A 17,191-nucleotide genomic window follows, 5' to 3' on the forward strand; every position below is an offset into this window, starting at 1 on the left:
TTCAATTGAGGAGGTTTTTCATATAATCATTATAGATACATCATTGGAGGAGGACCATCTTGGTGCAAACAGGAGTTATTTCACTAGGGGAAGCATTTGTAGACTTTAGTTCAATGGATCAAACAAATACCATATACCAGCAGCTGTTGGGCGGAGCCACCGTAAATGTGGCAGTGGGGACGAAGAGACTTGGAATTCCTGCTTATTACTTATGTAAACTAGGGACCGATGAAGTTAGTCAATTTGTGGAACAAGAATTTATGAACGAGCAAATTGATTCTTCATTTTCTGTACGCACTTCGAATAAGAGCATTTGTGGTGTATATGTCCATATAAATGAAAACGGTGAGCGCTATTTTCATTCGTACGTGAATCTTACTCCTGATGAGGTATTATTTGAAGATGAATTGCAAAAGGAAGTTTTTGAAAGGGCAAAGATTTTTTATTTTGGATCTGGAACACTTTTTCATGAAAAAGCCCGGAAGACAACTGAAAGGGCACTGAAATATGCTAAGGACGCTGGCAACATCATCGCCTTTGACGCCAACCTTCGTCTCAAGCGCTGGGAAAGCGAGGAGTATTGCCGCCAAACCGTTTCATCCTTCCTTAAATTTGCTCATATCGTGAAGCTTGCTGAAGATGAGTTGTATTTTTTAACCGAAAAGGATTCATTAGATGCTGGAATCGATCAATTAGCTAAATGGCAGATTCCCTATCTGTTTATCACGATGGGAAGCAAGGGGGCATGTGCAATTTTTAAGGGAAACAAAGTTTTTGTACCTGCACCGATCGTGGAAGCTATTGATACAACTGGTGCAGGTGATGCATTTATGTCAGCCTTATTGTATTCCTTTCATGAAAAAGGTTTGCCGGCCAAGCTATCTCTGTTAAAAGAGTATGTTCAATTTGCAAATAAAGTTGGCGCTGCTGCAACAACAGGAAGGGGCTCATTGTCCGTTAATATGTTATAATCAGGAAATTATTGATTGATATGAATTTTCAAAATAATGATTAACTAATTCGACCATCTAATGTATAATGTGTAAAACAATATTAGAGAGGTTTTGTGGACATGAATGCCTATATAAAAGATCAGATTGAATTATTTCAAGAAAAGAATAAGAACCGGGGATGTCTATTAGTTAGCTGCCCTGACCAGCCCGGAATTGTTGCAGCGATTTCTAAATTTCTTTTCTCTTATAATGCAAACATTATTGAATCCAGCCAGTATTCCACCAATCCAGAGGGCGGTACTTTTTTCATCCGAATTGAATTTGAATGCCCGGGTTTAAAGGAAAAGGCGAAAGACATGGAGCGGAAGTTTGCTGAAATTGGCAAGGAGTTATCCATGGAATGGAACCTTACGCATGTTTATCATGTGAAAAAAGCGGCAATCTTTGTATCGAAAGAACTTCATTGTTTACTTGAACTTTTATGGGAATGGCAAAGCGGTGATTTAATGGCTGATATTGCCCTTGTGATCAGTAATCATGAAACGGCAAGAGAGGTTGTTGAAGGGCTGAACATCCCGTTTTATTATGTTCCAGCCAATAAAGATATCCGTGGACAAGCCGAAGCCACCCAACTTAAACTTCTAAAAGAGTATGAGATTGATTTCGTGGTGTTGGCCCGCTATATGCAAATCTTATCTCCAACATTTGTTAAAGAAAATCCAAACAAAATCATTAATATTCATCATTCCTTTTTACCTGCCTTTGTTGGTGCAAGACCATATGAACGAGCATTTGGCCGCGGTGTGAAATTGATTGGCGCCACATCTCATTATGTGACCAATGACCTGGATGAAGGTCCTATTATCGAGCAGGATATCAGCCGGGTCGATCACCAGGATAATGTTGACAGCCTTAAAAAGATTGGCCGAAGAATTGAAAGAAGTGTTTTAGCACGTGCTGTGAAATGGCATATCGAAAACCGCATTATCGTTCATCAAAATAAAACAATAGTATTCTAGTGAATCCCTCTAAAAGGGATTTTTTTTATTGGATTTTGAAAAAATGATTTTTTCCAATTTTTCAATAAAAATCTTGAACTAATCGAAAGGCAGGTGAATATACATTTAAGAAAGAGCAGGGAGGGAAGAGACCTGAGTTTTCAAGCCGAACATTTGTCGGAGCCAAGAAGAAGAATCGTCCATGCGATAAAAACAAGTGGTGCTTCATCCATGAGTGAACTGGCCTCATTGTTAGATATGTCCGGTGAGGCCGTCCGTCAGCATCTCCTCCATTTAGAAAGAGATGGCTGGATTGTGAGGATTTCTGAAAAGCAAAATGGCATTGGCCGGCCTCATATCCGATATCAATTAACTTCTGCTGGTGAACATCTCTTTGATAAGAATTATGATCACTTAACGATTGAAGTAATTGACACGATGGTCAAACATCTAGGAATGAGTGCTCTGAAAAATTTACTTGCCGCGATGGTTGAAGAAAGGGTTCGTGAATGGGAACCGAAATTGTTGGGGCTTAATATCAACGAAAGAATAAAGGTGCTTAAGGATTTTTACGTAAAAGATGACTCTTATATGGAAATAGACAAAAAGGGTAAGGATTATTCCTTAATTGAACGGAATTGTCCCTTTCATAATGTTGCTCTTGAGCGTCCGATCTTGTGTAGTGTGACTGTTTCAGTACTTACCCGGTTGCTTGGATGCAAGGTGTACCGAGAACAACGCCTACAGAATGGTGATGGCTGCTGCGCCTTTCGAATTCAACAAAATGAGCAAGTGAATCATCCCACCCCTTGTTTAATCATCGAGGATGAACCCTTCAATCCCATGTCAAAGGAATGACGTGTGGCGTGGCCCATGTAGGTTATTTCCCAAATGAGAAAATCACAGGTTTATCAAAAATTGGTCGAATGGTGGATGGGTAGGCGAAAAGAGTTCAGAATTTTATTCGTTAATCAAAAACTGAGGAGATGTGATAAGAATGGAAAATCAAATTAAGATTAATGATAATGGACCATTGCAGGTAAGTGGTGATTTTCAGATCTTTGATTCTGAGGGCAAGGAATATCCAAAAAAGGCAAAAGTGTATCTATGCCGTTGCGGCCTTTCCAACAAAAAGCCGTTCTGTGATGGTTCACATAAAAAAGGTGGATTTGAAAGCAGTCCAAGAGCCTCTGAGTAGGGTGTCAGGCACCACTTAAACATTTAAACAGCCAGGACGGGAAACCCCATCCTGGCTGTATTGTTTTTTGTGTTTCTTTATCAATACTGGTGATTGCGGTTACAAGGAAGAGTTGATAAGATATTAACAGGTTTGTGACAGCAAGAATTCAATCTACATAATAAACTCAGTATATGTTGAAAGGTGGAAATTCAAATGACAACAAGCAATTTTGAAAAGATCACTGTACAGACAACTGTTCATGCGCCGGTAGAAAAAGTATGGGAACATTGGACAGAGCCAAAACACATCACCCAATGGAATAATGCTTCAGAAGACTGGCATACACCATTTGCAGAAAATGATTTAACGGTTGGTGGAAAATTCCTTACAAGAATGGAAGCAAAAGATGGCAGTTTTGGTTTTGATTTTGGCGGAGTATATGACGAAGTCAAATTAAATGAGGTTATTTCTTATACCATGGGTGATGGAAGAAAAGTATCTGTTACCTTTAAAGGTCAAGGAAACGACACTGAGGTAATTGAAACGTTTGATGCGGAAACGACCAATCCAATTGAGATGCAACAAGCAGGCTGGCAGGCGATTTTAGATAACTTCAAAAAATATACAGAACAATAATTAATTTACAAAAGCTGAAAATCAGTTAAAGACATAACAAAGGGGGGCATCCCCCTTTGTTATTTTACCCAATTCAATGCCTTAACGCTCAATAATACTATAACTCTTAAATTCTAGTTTCTTTGTGGTTTCCAGTTGGATTAATTCTCCTTGTTCCAATTGAATTCTTTTTGAAAATAATTGCCCATCATAGACGAAGGTATGGTATTCACCCGCTTCTCCCATCGGACAAATAGTAGTCTGTTGTACATCTCGCAGAAAGGTTTCATCTACTATTCTACCAAGCCACTTGTCTTCCAAGACATCTTCCCGTACACGAATCACAATTGCTTCATACCCCGATTGGACAAATTTCCCTAAAGATTGTAGGGCTTCTTCCTTTTTCATCCATAATGGGTACAATGAGTCCACATTTGCAGCGGCTGCTACTTTTTCTCCCCATTTTCGATGTTCGTCTAAATATAGATCACCGTAGGCGATTCCCGTGATATTTAATTGGTTTTTCAAGTGTTCTATCGCGTTTACAAATTGACTTGTATAGTTTTCGTATGTACATTCGATAAAATGAACAGGTATGTTTAGCGATTCACCTTGTAGTTTAATCAATTCTGTTCGCTCGCCATGACCAAATGTTCTCCCTAATTCTTTAGGTACTGTTGTAACCAAGGATACTACTTCAAATCCCTGTGATATTAGGGTATCTAACGCCATACAACAATCCTTCCCGCCACTCCACGATAAAGCAATTCTATTTTTCACGCTTCATCCTCCTCATTTAGATATTCTCATCGTTCCACATACTGATATTTTATCATAAAGGTAAAATTGCTGAGGGCGTGACCCGGAAATAAATTGTCTTTCATTATACAAAATTGAATAATTTATTTAAAAAAGTATAAATTTTATTAATTATCTGATATAACTGTAATATCAAGAAGTTTACCCTGTTTTCTATTCAATAATGAATAATAATTGAGTCTGAATAATTCAAGAAGGAGGGGAATATGTGAGTGATGAAAAAAAAGTTTGGAATGAAAATGAAGCCATTCTACATTCATTACAAGACGATATTTTAGTCACCGACACAGATGGGATTATTTTGAAAGTAAGTGAAGCTACCGAAGGAATTTATAATATGAAGTCCAATGAAATGGTCGGCCGGTCTGTTTATGAACTTGAAAAAGAAGGGGTATTTACACCGATTTTGACGCCGTTGGTTATTAAGGAAAAAAAGAAAGTCACTCTAGTCCAAACAACTAATAAGGGAGAAAAGTTACTTGTAACTGGGATTCCTGTTTTTGATCATAACTATAATTTAGTAAGAATCGTCAGTTATTCACATGATGTTACCGAGTTACTTAACATGAAAAAATACTTAACGGACATCGAAGACGAAATGGAACGAGTGAAAAGTGAACTGGAAATGCTAAGAAATCTCCAATTTGATTCTGACGGAATGATTGCCACGAGTACAGAAATGAAAAAAGTACTCCAGCTTGCTCTGCAAGTGGCTGAAATTGATGTCAATGTGTTGCTGCTGGGTGAAACAGGGGTAGGCAAATCACATATTGCGAAATTCATTCATAAAAAAAGTTCTCGGAAAGACGGTCCTTTTATCGAGGTAAACTGCGGTGCCATACCCGAAGCCTTGTTTGAGGCAGAGTTTTTCGGATATGAATCAGGAGCATTTACGGGAGCCCATCCAAAAGGCAAGATCGGGCTAGCGGAACTTGCAGGAGGCGGGACCTTATTTTTAGATGAAGTGGGTGAGTTATCGTTAGTCAATCAAGTGAAAATCCTCAAATTCATTCAGGAAAAGCAATTTTACCGTGTTGGTGGAACGAAACTGCGAACCGTTGATTTCCGTATTCTTGCCGCAACAAATCGAGACTTAGAGAAAGCCGTGGAAGAAAAAATCTTTAGACATGACCTCTACTTCCGTTTAAATGTTGTTCCGATTACCATTCCGCCATTAAGAAATCGCTCAACCGATATCATCCCGTTAATTGAACACTTCTTAACGTATTTTTCTAAAAAGTATCATCGTGAACGAAGCCTTGATGAAGGTGTTCTGCATCTGTTGTTTACACAAGAATGGAAAGGAAATGTCCGAGAATTAATTAATTTAATTGAAAGATTGGTAGTTACTTCTCCAAAACAATTGATTGAAATCGAAAACCTGCCGCCTCATTTTCGAAAATCTTTTCCTCATGTGACGTCTGTTGATGAAAATAATCGTTCATTGAATGAGATTCTAGATAGTGTAGAAAAACAAGTGTTACTTAAGGCTAGGAAACAATACAAAACGACGATAGACATGGCAAAAGCATTAGGGATTAGTCAGCCTTCGGTGTTTAGAAAAATCAGAAAGCACGGAATAGATTAAAAATGGCACAAAACTTGCATTATTTTTAGATGTAAGACACAAATGAAGCGGCCACATATGTATAAAAATCCATATCAAACGGGAGAAATTCCACGGCGAAAAGAAAGGTGGCTGATTATATTTATACAGAAATAATGAAAGATGATATTTTTAAATAGCATCATTTTTGTATTTTTATAGCGTATATTGTATTTTTACTTGATGATAGAATATTAAGAAAATATATTGACATAAAATAGACAAGTATTTATATTTAAAGAATATTATTCATTTTTAAACAATTTACAAAGGATTTGAGGTGTAATATGAAAGTAACGGTGGGACCAGCTCAATATATTAGAAATAAAGGTTTACTAGAAGAAGCGGGTAGGTACATAAAAAACTTTGGAAAAACAGCTGCTCTCATAGGAGGCCAAATTAGTAGAGGACTAGTGGAAGATTCATTAAGAAAGAGTTTGTCAGAACACGAGATTTTATTAAAACATTCGCTTTGGTATGGCGGGGAATCATCTCAAGCGAATATTGATCAATTAGTAGCCGCACTAAGAGATGAACAGATTGATGTCCTAATTACGACAGGTGGAGGCAAAGCCATTGATACTGTTAAAGCTGTTGCCTATCAACTTAACAAACCGTTAATTGCCATCCCAACTATCGCTGCAACTTGTGCAGCAGCAACACCTATTACCATCCTATATAGCAATGATGGTGAATTTATTGGGATCGAACGAAAGTCGAAGGCACCTGATTTAGTCTTAGTTGATTCGGAAATCATCATGAACGCACCGGTACGCTTTTTAATCGCGGGTATTGGCGATACATTGGCTAAATGGTTTGAGACCAAATCCTCTGTGAAAAAAGCGGTGCCTAACATTTTAAATCAAACGGCTGTTGCGATTGCAGGACAGGTTTATCAAACGCTGCTTCAAATCGGGAAAAATGCTGTCACCTCTGTTCAAACCCAAACAGTAACAAAAGAGTTCGAAGATGTGATTGATACCATTATTTTAGTCAGTGGCAGTGTCAGTGGGTATGGCGGGGATGATTGCCGAACAGCTGGAGCCCATGCGATTTATTCTGGGTTAACGATTTTCCCTGAAGTACATCATACCTATCACGGGGAAATTGTTGCCTTCGGGATCCTTGCACAGTTGTGTATGGAGAATACCAGCGAGGACGAACTTAAAAAGTTAATAAGTTATTACCAGGAAGTTGGACTTCCATTTACTTTAAAGCAAATGGGAATTACAAATTTAACAGAAAGTCAGTGGCAGAAGCTTGGGGAAATTACTGTTACCATCGAGGATATGGCAAATATGCCATTTGAAGTCTCGCCTGAAATGGTGATTGAAGCTGTTCGCAGAGCTGATGAAATTGGAAATAGAATGTTAATAGGTGTTCTTCATTCTTCATTTCGTTTAACAGAGAAACAGATTTAAATAGCTATATATTTAATAACAAGGGGGAATTTGGAGTGAAAAAGTGGCTATTGGTTTTTTGTTCATTGATGTTGCTAGTCGCATTAGCAGCGTGTGGGAAAGAGGATGCAGCAAGTAGTGCTAAGGATGGGAAGTCTTCTGAGCCATTGAAAGTGACACTGCCAACCTGGACAGGGTACGGTCCGTTATTTTTAGCAAAAGAAAAGGGCTTTTTCAAAAAGAATGGGATTGATGTGGACCTTTCCATTGTAGAAGGATTAGGAGAACGTAAACAAGCATTAGCCAGTGGGAAAATTGATGGGATGGCGACGGCACTGGATGTACAAGTGTCCTTAGCAGCATCTGAAATTCCTGTCCAAGTAGTTTGGTTATTAGATGATTCTTACGGCGGGGACGGGATTCTCGTAAAAAATGGAATTAATAGTGTAAAAGATTTAAAAGGCAAACAAGTAGCATTTGAGGTTGGTTCAACTAGCCATATGTTAGCACTGCAAGCATTAAAACAAGGTGGTTTAACAGAAAAAGATGTACAAGTGGTTCAAATGTCTGCTGGCGATGCGGGTGCTGCTTTTGCCGCTGGTAAAGTGGATGCAGCTGTTACATGGGAGCCGTGGTTATCAAAAGGGGCACAAGCAAACGGTAAAGTTTTGTTAACAACCAAAGATTTATCAGGAATCATTGTTGATACGGTCAGCTTTAAAGAAGATGTTATTAAAAACCGTCCGAAAGATGTGAAAGCTTTTGTTAAAGCGATGGGCGAAGCCATGACTTATTGGAAAGAACATGAAAAAGAAGCCAATGAAATTATGGCAAAAGGTTTAAATATTGATGTGAAAGAATTTGAAGGAACGGTTACTGGTTTGAAATTCTTCTCGAAAGAAGATAATGAAAAGTTATTTGGGACAGAAAGCGCTAAAGGTTCCATCTATCAATCTACAGAAAATGCGATTTCGTTTTATAAGGATCAAAAACTTCTTAAAACCGAGCCAAAAGCAGAAGATATTATCAATCCGAGTTTCCAATAATGATACGGTTTAAGTTAGTTTAAGGATGCACTTTAAACAACAGCCTGACTTATGAGATGTTTTATTTAACCTCATCAGTTAGGCTTTTTTACAAAATAGACACATAAGAAGGTGAAAAAATTGATCACAAAATTGTTTACTCCTAATAAGGAAATACCCAAAGTATTTTATACCTCCGCGGGTTTTATCACATTTATTATTTTTCTATTAGTTTGGTCTGTACTTAGTTACGGACAGTTCGTCAATCCTTTATTCTTGCCTACTCCTACTGCAGTATTGTCTACCGCGGTGGACATGTTTGTAAATGGTCAAATTCTTTCAGATATTGGGATCAGTTTTACCAGGGTTCTGTTTGGATTTCTTGCTGCAGCCATTATTGGTATACCCCTAGGGATCTTAATGGGCTCATTAAGGATTATGGAGGGAGCTTTTGAACCAATCATTGGTTTCATTCGTTATATGCCGGCATCTGCTTTCATTCCCTTACTGATTCTTTGGATTGGACTTGGTGAGACAGAAAAAATGAGTGTTATTTTCCTTGGAACGTTTTTTCAGCTGACGTTGATGATTATGGATGTCACCAAGAATGTTCAAAATGATTTAGTTGATGTTTCCTATACATTAGGGGCAAAGAAGGCACAGGTGTTTACCAAAGTTATCCTCCCTGCTTCCTTACCGGGAATTGTTGATACCCTCCGGATTACGTTTGGCTGGGCTTGGACCTATTTAGTGGTTGCTGAAATTGTTGGTGCATCTAGCGGTTTAGGATATATGATCATGCAGGCTTCTCGTTTTCTGCAGCCAGATAAAATCATTGTCGGAATCTTGATTATTGGTATCCTCGGGCTGATTACAGACATTCTCTTTAAAGCCATATATAAGGCTTCGTTTTCTTGGATGAGAAAGGATGGTTTTTAAATGGTAACACCTCAATTGAGTGTTAAAGAAAAGGAAAAAATAGTTATACCAAACCAGAAAGAATCTCTTTTAAATATGACTGGAACCCCGAAATTAGAAATCAAAGAGGTTGGAAAAGTTTTTAAAACAAAAAAAGGTGAAACGACCGCATTGGAAAAAACATCCTTTTCGATTGAGGAAGGGGAATTCGTTACGATTTTAGGACCTTCGGGCTGTGGGAAGTCAACCGTTTTAAGGATTGTTGCAGGGTTAGAAGAAGCAACTTCCGGCCAAGTACTCCTTGATGGGCAGGAAATCCATGGTCCAGGACCTGATCGCGGAATGGTATTTCAATCGTACACATTATTTCCATGGTTATCAGTGAAAGACAATATTACCTTTGGGTTAAAGCTAAAGGGTGTTTCTCAAAAAGAGAGAGACGATATTGCTAGGCACTACTTGCAATTAATCGGTTTAGAAGGATTTGAAAATCATTTTCCGATTCAGTTATCCGGTGGGATGAAACAACGTGTTGCAATTGCTCGAGCGCTGGCAAACGATCCAAAGATTCTATTAATGGATGAACCGTTTGGGGCTTTGGATGCCCAAACAAGAAACATCATGCAAGAAGTGCTCTTGAAAGCATGGGAAGAGTCGAAGAAGACAATTCTGTTTATCACCCATGATGTTGATGAGTCGATCTTTTTAGCAGATTCAGTATATGTTATGACGGCAAGACCAGGACGTTTAAAGAAAAGAATCCCGATTGCATTGGAGCGGCCAAGGGATTTCAGTGTGAAGACAACGGCCGAGTTTGCCGAATACAAAGAGGAATTATTATCATTGATTCGAGATGAAACGTTAAAAGCAATTAAATAAAACAGCAATTTTCAGAGTTAAGGAATTTGAATACGGAGGTCAAAGTATGGATAACAAATGGGATCACCTCGTGAAAAATATGCCAAATCGACTGGCACCAAGCATGGCAAAGGATCATCCAAATCTACCGGTGGTGAAAGAGGAAGGCTGTTATTATTTTGGAGTGGATGGAAAGAAATATCTTGATTTTACCTCTGGAATTGCGGTAACAAATGTTGGACACCGTCACCCTAAGGTGGTCCAAGCAATTAAGGATGCTGCCGATGGGTTGATGCATGGTCCTTCTGGGGTAATTATGTATGAGTCCATTTTACGATTGGCCGATGAACTCGCCGAAATTTTACCAGGAGAACTTGATTGCTTTTTCTTTGCCAATAGTGGGACAGAAGCTATCGAAGGAGCACTTAAACTAGCAAAATATGTAACCAAACGCCCATATGTTATTTCCTTTACCGGTTGTTTTCATGGTCGTTCATTAGGTGCATTAAGTGTGACTACATCGAAAAGCAAATATCGGAAATTCATCCAGCCATCTGGTCTTACCTATCAAGTACCCTATGCGAATGTTAAAGAGTGTCCAGAAGGTATGGATCTAGAGACGTATGTGATTGAGAAATTAGAAAAAGATTTCGCGTCATTATTTAGTCATCAAGTAACACCGGAAGAGGTAGCCTGTGTTATTTTAGAACCGGTGCTCGGTGAAGGCGGTTATGTTGTTCCGCCGAAGGGCTGGTTAAAGAAAGTTCGAGAAATTTGTGACCGCCATAATATTTTACTAATATTTGATGAAGTTCAAACCGGATTTGGCCGTACCGGTCAATGGTTCGCAGCTCAAACCTTTGATGTTACTCCTGATATTATGGCCATCGCTAAAGGAATTTCCAATGGCTTGCCGCTTAGCGCAACGGTTGCTTCCGCTGAATTAATGAAACAATGGCCGCTCGGAAGCCACGGAACGACTTTTGGGGGTAATCCGATTGCTTGTTCTGTTGCACTGGCTACCTTGGAAGTGATGAAAGAAGAAAACCTTCTTGAAAACACTAGAAATATGGGGAGTTATGCTGTTCAGGAACTCGAAAAAATCAAGGAACGACACCCTGTTATAGGAAGCATCCGCGCGGTGGGCTTAATGATTGGAATTGAAATCATTGACCCAGTGACAGGTGGACCGAATGGAGAAGGATTGTTAAAAATTCTTGATCTTGCTCTTGAAAAGGGGGTACTATTCTACCTTTGCGGAAATCATGGAGAAGTTATTCGAATGATTCCACCACTAGTCGTCACCAAGGAACAAATTGATGAGGGTCTCCGGATGTTTGATGAAGCATTAACGGAGTATGAAGCGACATTAATGCAGCCAATTAAATAATCAATAATAAAGTTGGTCGCCAATTTATGTTGGCGACCTGTTTTAATGAAAAAATATCCCATTATGCATTGATGTCATATAATAGTCGAGTGCTTTGCTTCTTGCCCTATCTAATTTTTCAGGATTGTGATATGAAAAGTATTTTAAGATGAAATCACTGTAACCAAGCTTGTTTAAAAGGTACAAAACATTATTGGGGATCATCATTTCTTCTGGGTTTTCTAAGTCAATCACAAAGGAATAATAGTCATTACTTTTATTGTCCTTGCTATAGCAAAGAAAACAGGGGAGTTTCCGATTGGAAATCAGATACTTTTCGAGAATGTAGGAAGTGATCCTACCTTGGAAATGAATCATTTCTTTGGGGATTAGCGGAAAATTCTGCCTACAAATTTCTTCTGTGGTAAGTGCTAGATTAACATATTCATTGCTATATAAATTATATCTTCTTAGGTTCTGGACCTGATTTAGACTAGGATGCAGGTTCTTCCGTCCATAGAAAGTGGTAATTCTAAATAATTTTTCCGTGTTTTCGTAAGTAAAGACTATATCATTATCAATGGACCCAATGCCATGTGCTAACTGGTCAATTCGATAAGAACAATTTCGAAAAATGATTTCCAATGATTTTTGCAAAGAGTCTAGACAGATGATCGGGCCAACTCTTTCGTTCCATCGTTTGAGCGCATGATTGTCTATTAAAATCGGTTTGGAAGGACAAAGGATATTTTTTGTGTCTTTATAGTTGTTCATTTGTTCATAAAGTATATTTATATTTTTAATCTTTATTGTAAAAGGATACCCTTCAGCCTTAATGATTTTTATATATTTTGGTTTTAATAAGCGATTAATAATATAACTTCTCATTTTGCCCTCCTTTATTGATTTTTCAGTTTACTTTAGATACTTTCATTATATCAGACACAATTAACTAATATTGGAATGTAACAAAATAAAAATTTTATTCATGTGTATCTGAATCTAAATGGACAATTCCACTTTGATAATGTAGGTTTAGGTTCATATCGAAGTGTTAAGGAGGTTTCAAATGGACAGTAAAACAAAATGGAATAATAAATATAAAGAACGGATGATTGACTTAAAAGACCCTGTACCAAATCCAAGACTAGAAAACTTTTCAAGGTATTTAAATGGAGGTACTGCACTTGATCTTGCGTGTGGCCTTGGAGGGAACAGTTTGTTCCTTGCGTGTATGAATTATCACGTTCAGGCTGTTGATATTTCGGATGTTGCGATTGACTTTATTAAGGAACGTGCTGCACAGAATCATCTCAAGATTCAAGCAGAAGTTTGTGACTTAACTGATTTGAATAATCCTAACTGGAACAACCATACTTATGATATTGTTGTTATTTCCTATTACCTTGATCGTTCACTTTTCCCGATTGTTAAAAGCGTAGTTAAAGAGGGAGGATATTTTTTTATGGAGACCTTCTACCAATCACTGGGAACCGAGAATCAAGGAGTGTCTAGTCAATATAAACTTCTCCCCAAAGAGTTATTGGCTGAATTTGGAGATTGGACGATTCATTTTTTTGAAGAAAATGAATCGGCAGGCCGGCAAACCATATTTTGTCAGAGGGAGTGATGACAAAATAACAAAATTAGTTACCTGTAAAAGTGTTATGTAAACTTTAAAACTTGTTTGGAGTGGAGAATTTTGAGTCAATTATTTGCCAATTGGTATGATTTTTTTATGAAACCGTTGGAGAAAAAGAAGTTTAAGAGAATTCGTGAGGAACTCTTAGCGAAGGCAACGGGGAGCGTTCTTGAATTAGGGTCGGGTAATGGGATTAATTTTCCTTTATATAAGGAAGCTGTTATAGTAACCGCGATAGAACCGAGTCAGCACATGATTGAGCGATCATTAACTAAACACGGGCAAGCAGTTGTCCCCATTGAAATCGTACAGGCAAGTGCAGAAGAACTGCCCTTTGCTACGGATTCTTTTGACACCGTTGTGGCGACACTTGTATTTTGCACTATTCCAAATCCGGAAAAAGCCATTATCGAAATGAAACGTGTTTGTAAACCAGGTGGGAAGATCCTTCTATTCGAGCATGTTAAAATGCAAAATCGGTTCCTATCCTCACTTCAGAACTGCCTGACTCCAGCGTGGAAAAAAATTTGTGATGGGTGCCATTTAAACAGGAACACCTTAGAGTTACTAAGGAATAAAGAAATACCTATTATTCAAGTGCATCAATATTATCGGGATTTATTTGTTTTTGCAGAAGCAGAAAATAGGAAATAGGGCTTAAAAAAGGAGGCTGCTATAGGTTATACATGGTAACCATGTAGGAGCAGCCTGTTACTTTTTAAGCCACTAGGTACGTGCCCCCTATTTTTTTAATCCTTAATATCAACATGACCATGTTCATCAATTTCGATGGTTGTATAGCTTTTAAAGGTGTCAATATTGGTGATTTCATGCGGAACAACGCTTGCAAAGCTCTCCATGTAGGGCTTGTACACTTCAGGATCTTTGACGATATGGTAGAAATTTACTCTTCTTCCATCTTTCATATCAGTCATTCTCAGTAAAAATCGATCCCCAAATTGCCCTTTAAACCACTCTCTTGCTTCCTCATGACTAGTGAATTTAGGCATTTGATTAGGATCAATGGAATAATCTTGATTCATTTACACATGCACCTCTTTCCAATAAATTGCCACTTTTATTATTCCCCATTGATATAGAAATTATTGTTTTTCAAAAGTTTATAGGAAAAATACAACAGACCACATTACTATGGTAAATTTAAAGAGTGATTTTTAGGTCAGAATGATTTATACAAATGTATGGAGGATAGGTTTATGGTAGTTGTAAAATCAGTTACAATCGATGGTGAAAGTATCCATGTTTTTCGAAACGGGATCTACATCTTTGAATCGAGCTACGGCTTTACCCTAGAATTGGATTTAATTGTTAGTGAGATTGTTGTAAAAAAATATAAGACCCTTGAAAACGTCATTGTCGAGATAGAATTAGAGGATGGTAGAACGATCAATTCCATCATGCATGTGAAAATATTGACTGGCGGATTACCTCAAATAAATTTATTCTGTGAACTTGATGATATTCATGACTACGAAGGGTTCACTCGGGTGGGCGAAAATGATGCTTGGTTTCCGAATATAGAAGAGGGCATTACAATAGAAGAAATAAGAAAAATCGAAATGCCCAATGAGGACGTTAGTATTAAACTAAATTTACCAATCGACCAGGTCGAATGGATTAAAAAACATAAAAAGAAAAGTTTAAATGAATTATTTCAAAAATTAATTTATGAATATTGGGAAAAAGGTTAGAGAACAACTGCAATTACATTAGTAAAATAGTTTACATAGAAAATAAAGCAGCGGAACGGTTAGGACACATAATAATGTCGTTAATAATGTTCCCATGGATGCAAAAAAGGTGTCAGCCCCAAATTTTTGCGAGTAAAGCGAGATGGTTGGCGCGGATGGCATCCCCGAAACAATCACTGCAATCACAAGAACAGGATATGGGACAGAAAAAGCGGCGAACGGGAGTAAAAACAGTGGGATAAAGATAAGTTTGGCCAATGCAGATGTCCAAAGGTACGGATTTTTTAATGACAGGAAAAAGTCTTTGTAACTAACATTTGCGATTAAACAACCAATCAGAATCATTGAAAGTGGGATGGTCATTTTTCCAATACTATCCAGACCTTTAAATACCACTTCAGGCCAACTTAGCGGGGAAAGTAATAGAATTAGCCCTGTTAATGTGGAGAGAATTCCAGGATTGAAGAAAATTTTTCTCCATTTAATCGTTTCTTTATTTTTGCTAAACAGGTAAATTCCATAGGTCCAAATAAGAATCAAATAACACGTATTAAATATGGTCAGGTAAAGGATTCCTTGTTCTCCTAAAAGAATATAACTGATTGCATATCCTATATATCCTTGATTTCCAAAAATAATTAAACCTTCATAGACGCTCTTTTGATCTTCTCGAAGTTTTGCGTGCTTGCGCATCCAGGCAGCTAAGGAACAGGAAAATGTAAGAATGAAAACGGACATCACGGTAAGCCAAATAAATTCTTTTACCAATGAATTGGAAAATGGGATGTCCAAGGAAACTAAAATAAGGGCCGGTAATGTCACATAGAGAATTAACTGTGTTAAGACTTCATTCGAATGGTTGTTAAGAATACCCGTTTTTCGTAATATAAATCCCAATAAAGCAATGCCATATAGGGTTAACATTTCTAATGAAAATGATAAAACAGAGCTCATTACATCCACCCCCTGATGATTAGTTTATTAGAAGTTTACATATAAAGTTCGTTGACCGGTGAAACATACTTTTCCTAAAAAAAAATTTGCGTTACATTTTGATAGAATGATTCGAGAGGTTTGCATTGGGATGGTGATACAGTGTGAAGGAAACAAAAAAACTTCAAGAAGTCGATTTATATAAACCCATTCAAGCCTATTTTGTCCGTGAAGGTTATGAGGTTTACGGCGAGGTGAAAGACTGTGATATTGTTATGGTTAAGGATGACGAGTTAGTTGTTGTTGAATTAAAGCTCACTTTAAGTGTGGACTTACTTGTCCAAGCAGCCAAAAGACAGCGGATTACAGATAAAGTTTATGTGGCAATCCCGAAACCAAAGCAACGTCTGAATTCCAAAAAGTGGGCAGAGAAATGCAATTTAATTCGCAAGCTAGAGTTGGGATTAATCGTTGTTTCGAGCCCTGGGAAACGCGGAAAAGCTGAAATCATATTTGATCCTTCGCCATTTAAGTATAGAAAAAACAAACAAAGGCGCGAATCTATAATAAAGGAAATTAACGGCCGCAGTGCAGACTATAATGTAGGGGGCAGTAATCGGACCAAGATTATGACTGCATATAAAGAAAATTGTGTCCAGATTGCTTGTAATCTTGAATGTTTGGGCCCATTGTCCCCTAGGATGCTAATTCAATTAGGAACAGGGAAAAATACCTCATCCATTCTTACGAAAAATTATTATGGTTGGTTTGAAAGAATCAAACGAGGAACCTATGTGATAACGGAAAAGGGGAAAGCAGAGTTAAAAGAATACCCGGAATTAGTAAATTATTATTTAACTAAACTCAGTGATGAGAATGTTACATAAGACATTTAGGTCAATCCATTGCCCGCAAAAGGGAAAAAGCTGCCGCGCCGGTAAATGAAAGAGCGCTTGATTGCCCGTAAATGTGAAAAAAGTACCGCGATGGTAAATGAAAGAGAGCTTGATTACCCGCAAAAGGAAAAAAGTGCTGCGCCGGTAAATGAAAGAGCGCTTGATTGCCCGCAAAAGGGAAAAAAGTGCCGCGCCGGTAAATGAAAGAGCACTCCATTGCCCGCAAAAGGAAAAAAAGTGCCGCTACGGTAAATGAAAGGCTGCTCC

Annotated in this window: 20 protein-coding genes and 1 pseudogene; 17 read left to right on the forward strand and 4 right to left on the reverse strand. The window is 37.9% G+C overall.

Features of this window, described 5'->3' with window-relative positions:
• The first annotated feature begins 62 nt into the window (after positions 1-62).
• The 6 genes and pseudogenes from M3610_RS09450 to M3610_RS09475 all read left to right on the forward strand — a co-directional run bounded on the left by M3610_RS09450 (position 63) and on the right by M3610_RS09475 (position 3,767).
• On the forward strand, positions 63-971 hold the full coding sequence (locus tag M3610_RS09450; protein WP_251459018.1) for a carbohydrate kinase family protein: 909 nt from the start codon (positions 63-65) through the stop codon (positions 969-971).
• A gap of 101 nt (positions 972-1,072) precedes the next feature.
• Positions 1,073-1,972 carry a formyltetrahydrofolate deformylase gene (purU, locus tag M3610_RS09455; protein ID WP_251458718.1) on the forward strand — a complete coding sequence of 300 codons (900 nt, stop codon included), beginning with the start codon at positions 1,073-1,075 and terminating at the stop codon, positions 1,970-1,972.
• Positions 1,973-2,065: 93 nt separating this feature from the next.
• Positions 2,066-2,809, forward strand: coding sequence for a helix-turn-helix transcriptional regulator (locus M3610_RS09460; protein ID WP_396953642.1), 744 nt, complete (start codon positions 2,066-2,068; stop codon positions 2,807-2,809).
• Positions 2,810-2,814: 5 nt separating this feature from the next.
• Positions 2,815-2,889 (forward strand): annotated as a pseudogene (locus tag M3610_RS09465) (GTP cyclohydrolase I); the annotation flags it as partial.
• Positions 2,890-2,948: 59 nt separating this feature from the next.
• Positions 2,949-3,149: a CDGSH iron-sulfur domain-containing protein gene (locus M3610_RS09470; protein ID WP_251458725.1), complete on the forward strand. Its 201-nt coding sequence runs from the start codon at positions 2,949-2,951 to the stop codon at positions 3,147-3,149.
• Between the two features lie 195 nt (positions 3,150-3,344).
• Positions 3,345-3,767: an SRPBCC family protein gene (locus M3610_RS09475; protein WP_251458728.1), complete on the forward strand. Its 423-nt coding sequence runs from the start codon at positions 3,345-3,347 to the stop codon at positions 3,765-3,767.
• A gap of 81 nt (positions 3,768-3,848) precedes the next feature.
• Here the strand turns inward: M3610_RS09475 and M3610_RS09480 are convergent, their stop codons facing one another.
• Positions 3,849-4,526: a Dph6-related ATP pyrophosphatase gene (locus M3610_RS09480; RefSeq protein ID WP_251458731.1), complete on the reverse strand. Its 678-nt coding sequence runs from the start codon at positions 4,524-4,526 to the stop codon at positions 3,849-3,851.
• Positions 4,527-4,773: 247 nt separating this feature from the next.
• Between M3610_RS09480 and M3610_RS09485 the strand changes: the two genes are divergently transcribed.
• From M3610_RS09485 to M3610_RS09510, 6 genes are all read left to right on the forward strand, one after another.
• Positions 4,774-6,153, forward strand: coding sequence for a sigma-54 interaction domain-containing protein (locus tag M3610_RS09485; protein ID WP_251458734.1), 1,380 nt, complete (start codon positions 4,774-4,776; stop codon positions 6,151-6,153).
• A 305-nt stretch (positions 6,154-6,458) separates the two neighbouring features.
• The gene (locus tag M3610_RS09490; RefSeq protein WP_251458737.1) at positions 6,459-7,592 is read left to right on the forward strand and encodes an iron-containing alcohol dehydrogenase family protein; all 1,134 of its coding nucleotides are present in this window, start codon (positions 6,459-6,461) and stop codon (positions 7,590-7,592) included.
• 35 nt (positions 7,593-7,627) lie between these two features.
• Positions 7,628-8,617 (forward strand): ABC transporter substrate-binding protein, encoded by a 990-nt coding sequence (locus M3610_RS09495; RefSeq protein ID WP_251458740.1) that lies wholly within the window; start codon positions 7,628-7,630, stop codon positions 8,615-8,617.
• A 111-nt stretch (positions 8,618-8,728) separates the two neighbouring features.
• Positions 8,729-9,535, forward strand: coding sequence for an ABC transporter permease (locus M3610_RS09500; RefSeq protein ID WP_306460579.1), 807 nt, complete (start codon positions 8,729-8,731; stop codon positions 9,533-9,535).
• Entirely contained in the window at positions 9,536-10,393 is an 858-nt protein-coding gene (locus M3610_RS09505) for an ABC transporter ATP-binding protein (RefSeq protein WP_251458743.1), read from the forward strand. It begins immediately after the preceding gene.
• Between the two features lie 46 nt (positions 10,394-10,439).
• Positions 10,440-11,762 (forward strand): aspartate aminotransferase family protein, encoded by a 1,323-nt coding sequence (locus M3610_RS09510; protein WP_251458746.1) that lies wholly within the window; start codon positions 10,440-10,442, stop codon positions 11,760-11,762.
• A 42-nt stretch (positions 11,763-11,804) separates the two neighbouring features.
• Here the strand turns inward: M3610_RS09510 and M3610_RS09515 are convergent, their stop codons facing one another.
• Positions 11,805-12,629, reverse strand: coding sequence for a hypothetical protein (locus M3610_RS09515; RefSeq protein WP_251458748.1), 825 nt, complete (start codon positions 12,627-12,629; stop codon positions 11,805-11,807).
• Positions 12,630-12,810: 181 nt separating this feature from the next.
• Between M3610_RS09515 and M3610_RS09520 the strand changes: the two genes are divergently transcribed.
• Both M3610_RS09520 and M3610_RS09525 read left to right on the forward strand, forming a co-directional pair.
• Complete coding sequence (locus tag M3610_RS09520) at positions 12,811-13,371, forward strand: class I SAM-dependent methyltransferase (RefSeq protein ID WP_251458750.1); 561 nt, start codon at positions 12,811-12,813, stop codon at positions 13,369-13,371.
• Positions 13,372-13,443: 72 nt separating this feature from the next.
• On the forward strand, positions 13,444-14,037 hold the full coding sequence (locus M3610_RS09525; protein ID WP_251458752.1) for a class I SAM-dependent methyltransferase: 594 nt from the start codon (positions 13,444-13,446) through the stop codon (positions 14,035-14,037).
• 95 nt (positions 14,038-14,132) lie between these two features.
• On the opposite strand, the gene M3610_RS09530 is transcribed toward M3610_RS09525, so the two are convergent.
• Positions 14,133-14,426, reverse strand: coding sequence for a hypothetical protein (locus M3610_RS09530; RefSeq protein WP_251458754.1), 294 nt, complete (start codon positions 14,424-14,426; stop codon positions 14,133-14,135).
• 174 nt (positions 14,427-14,600) lie between these two features.
• On the opposite strand from M3610_RS09530, the gene M3610_RS09535 reads away from it, so the two are divergent.
• On the forward strand, positions 14,601-15,095 hold the full coding sequence (locus tag M3610_RS09535; RefSeq protein ID WP_251458755.1) for a hypothetical protein: 495 nt from the start codon (positions 14,601-14,603) through the stop codon (positions 15,093-15,095).
• An 18-nt stretch (positions 15,096-15,113) separates the two neighbouring features.
• Here the strand turns inward: M3610_RS09535 and M3610_RS09540 are convergent, their stop codons facing one another.
• Positions 15,114-16,049, reverse strand: a complete 936-nt coding sequence (locus M3610_RS09540) for an AEC family transporter (RefSeq protein ID WP_251458756.1) — start codon at positions 16,047-16,049, stop codon at positions 15,114-15,116.
• A gap of 143 nt (positions 16,050-16,192) precedes the next feature.
• Here M3610_RS09540 and M3610_RS09545 point away from each other — a divergent pair, with 143 nt between their 5' ends.
• Both M3610_RS09545 and M3610_RS09550 read left to right on the forward strand, forming a co-directional pair.
• Positions 16,193-16,915, forward strand: a complete 723-nt coding sequence (locus M3610_RS09545) for a DUF2161 domain-containing phosphodiesterase (protein WP_251458757.1) — start codon at positions 16,193-16,195, stop codon at positions 16,913-16,915.
• 54 nt (positions 16,916-16,969) lie between these two features.
• Entirely contained in the window at positions 16,970-17,128 is a 159-nt protein-coding gene (locus tag M3610_RS09550; protein ID WP_251458758.1) for a hypothetical protein, read from the forward strand.
• The last annotated feature ends 63 nt before the right edge of the window (positions 17,129-17,191 follow it).

It is taken from the genome of Neobacillus sp. MER 74, assembly GCF_023714155.1.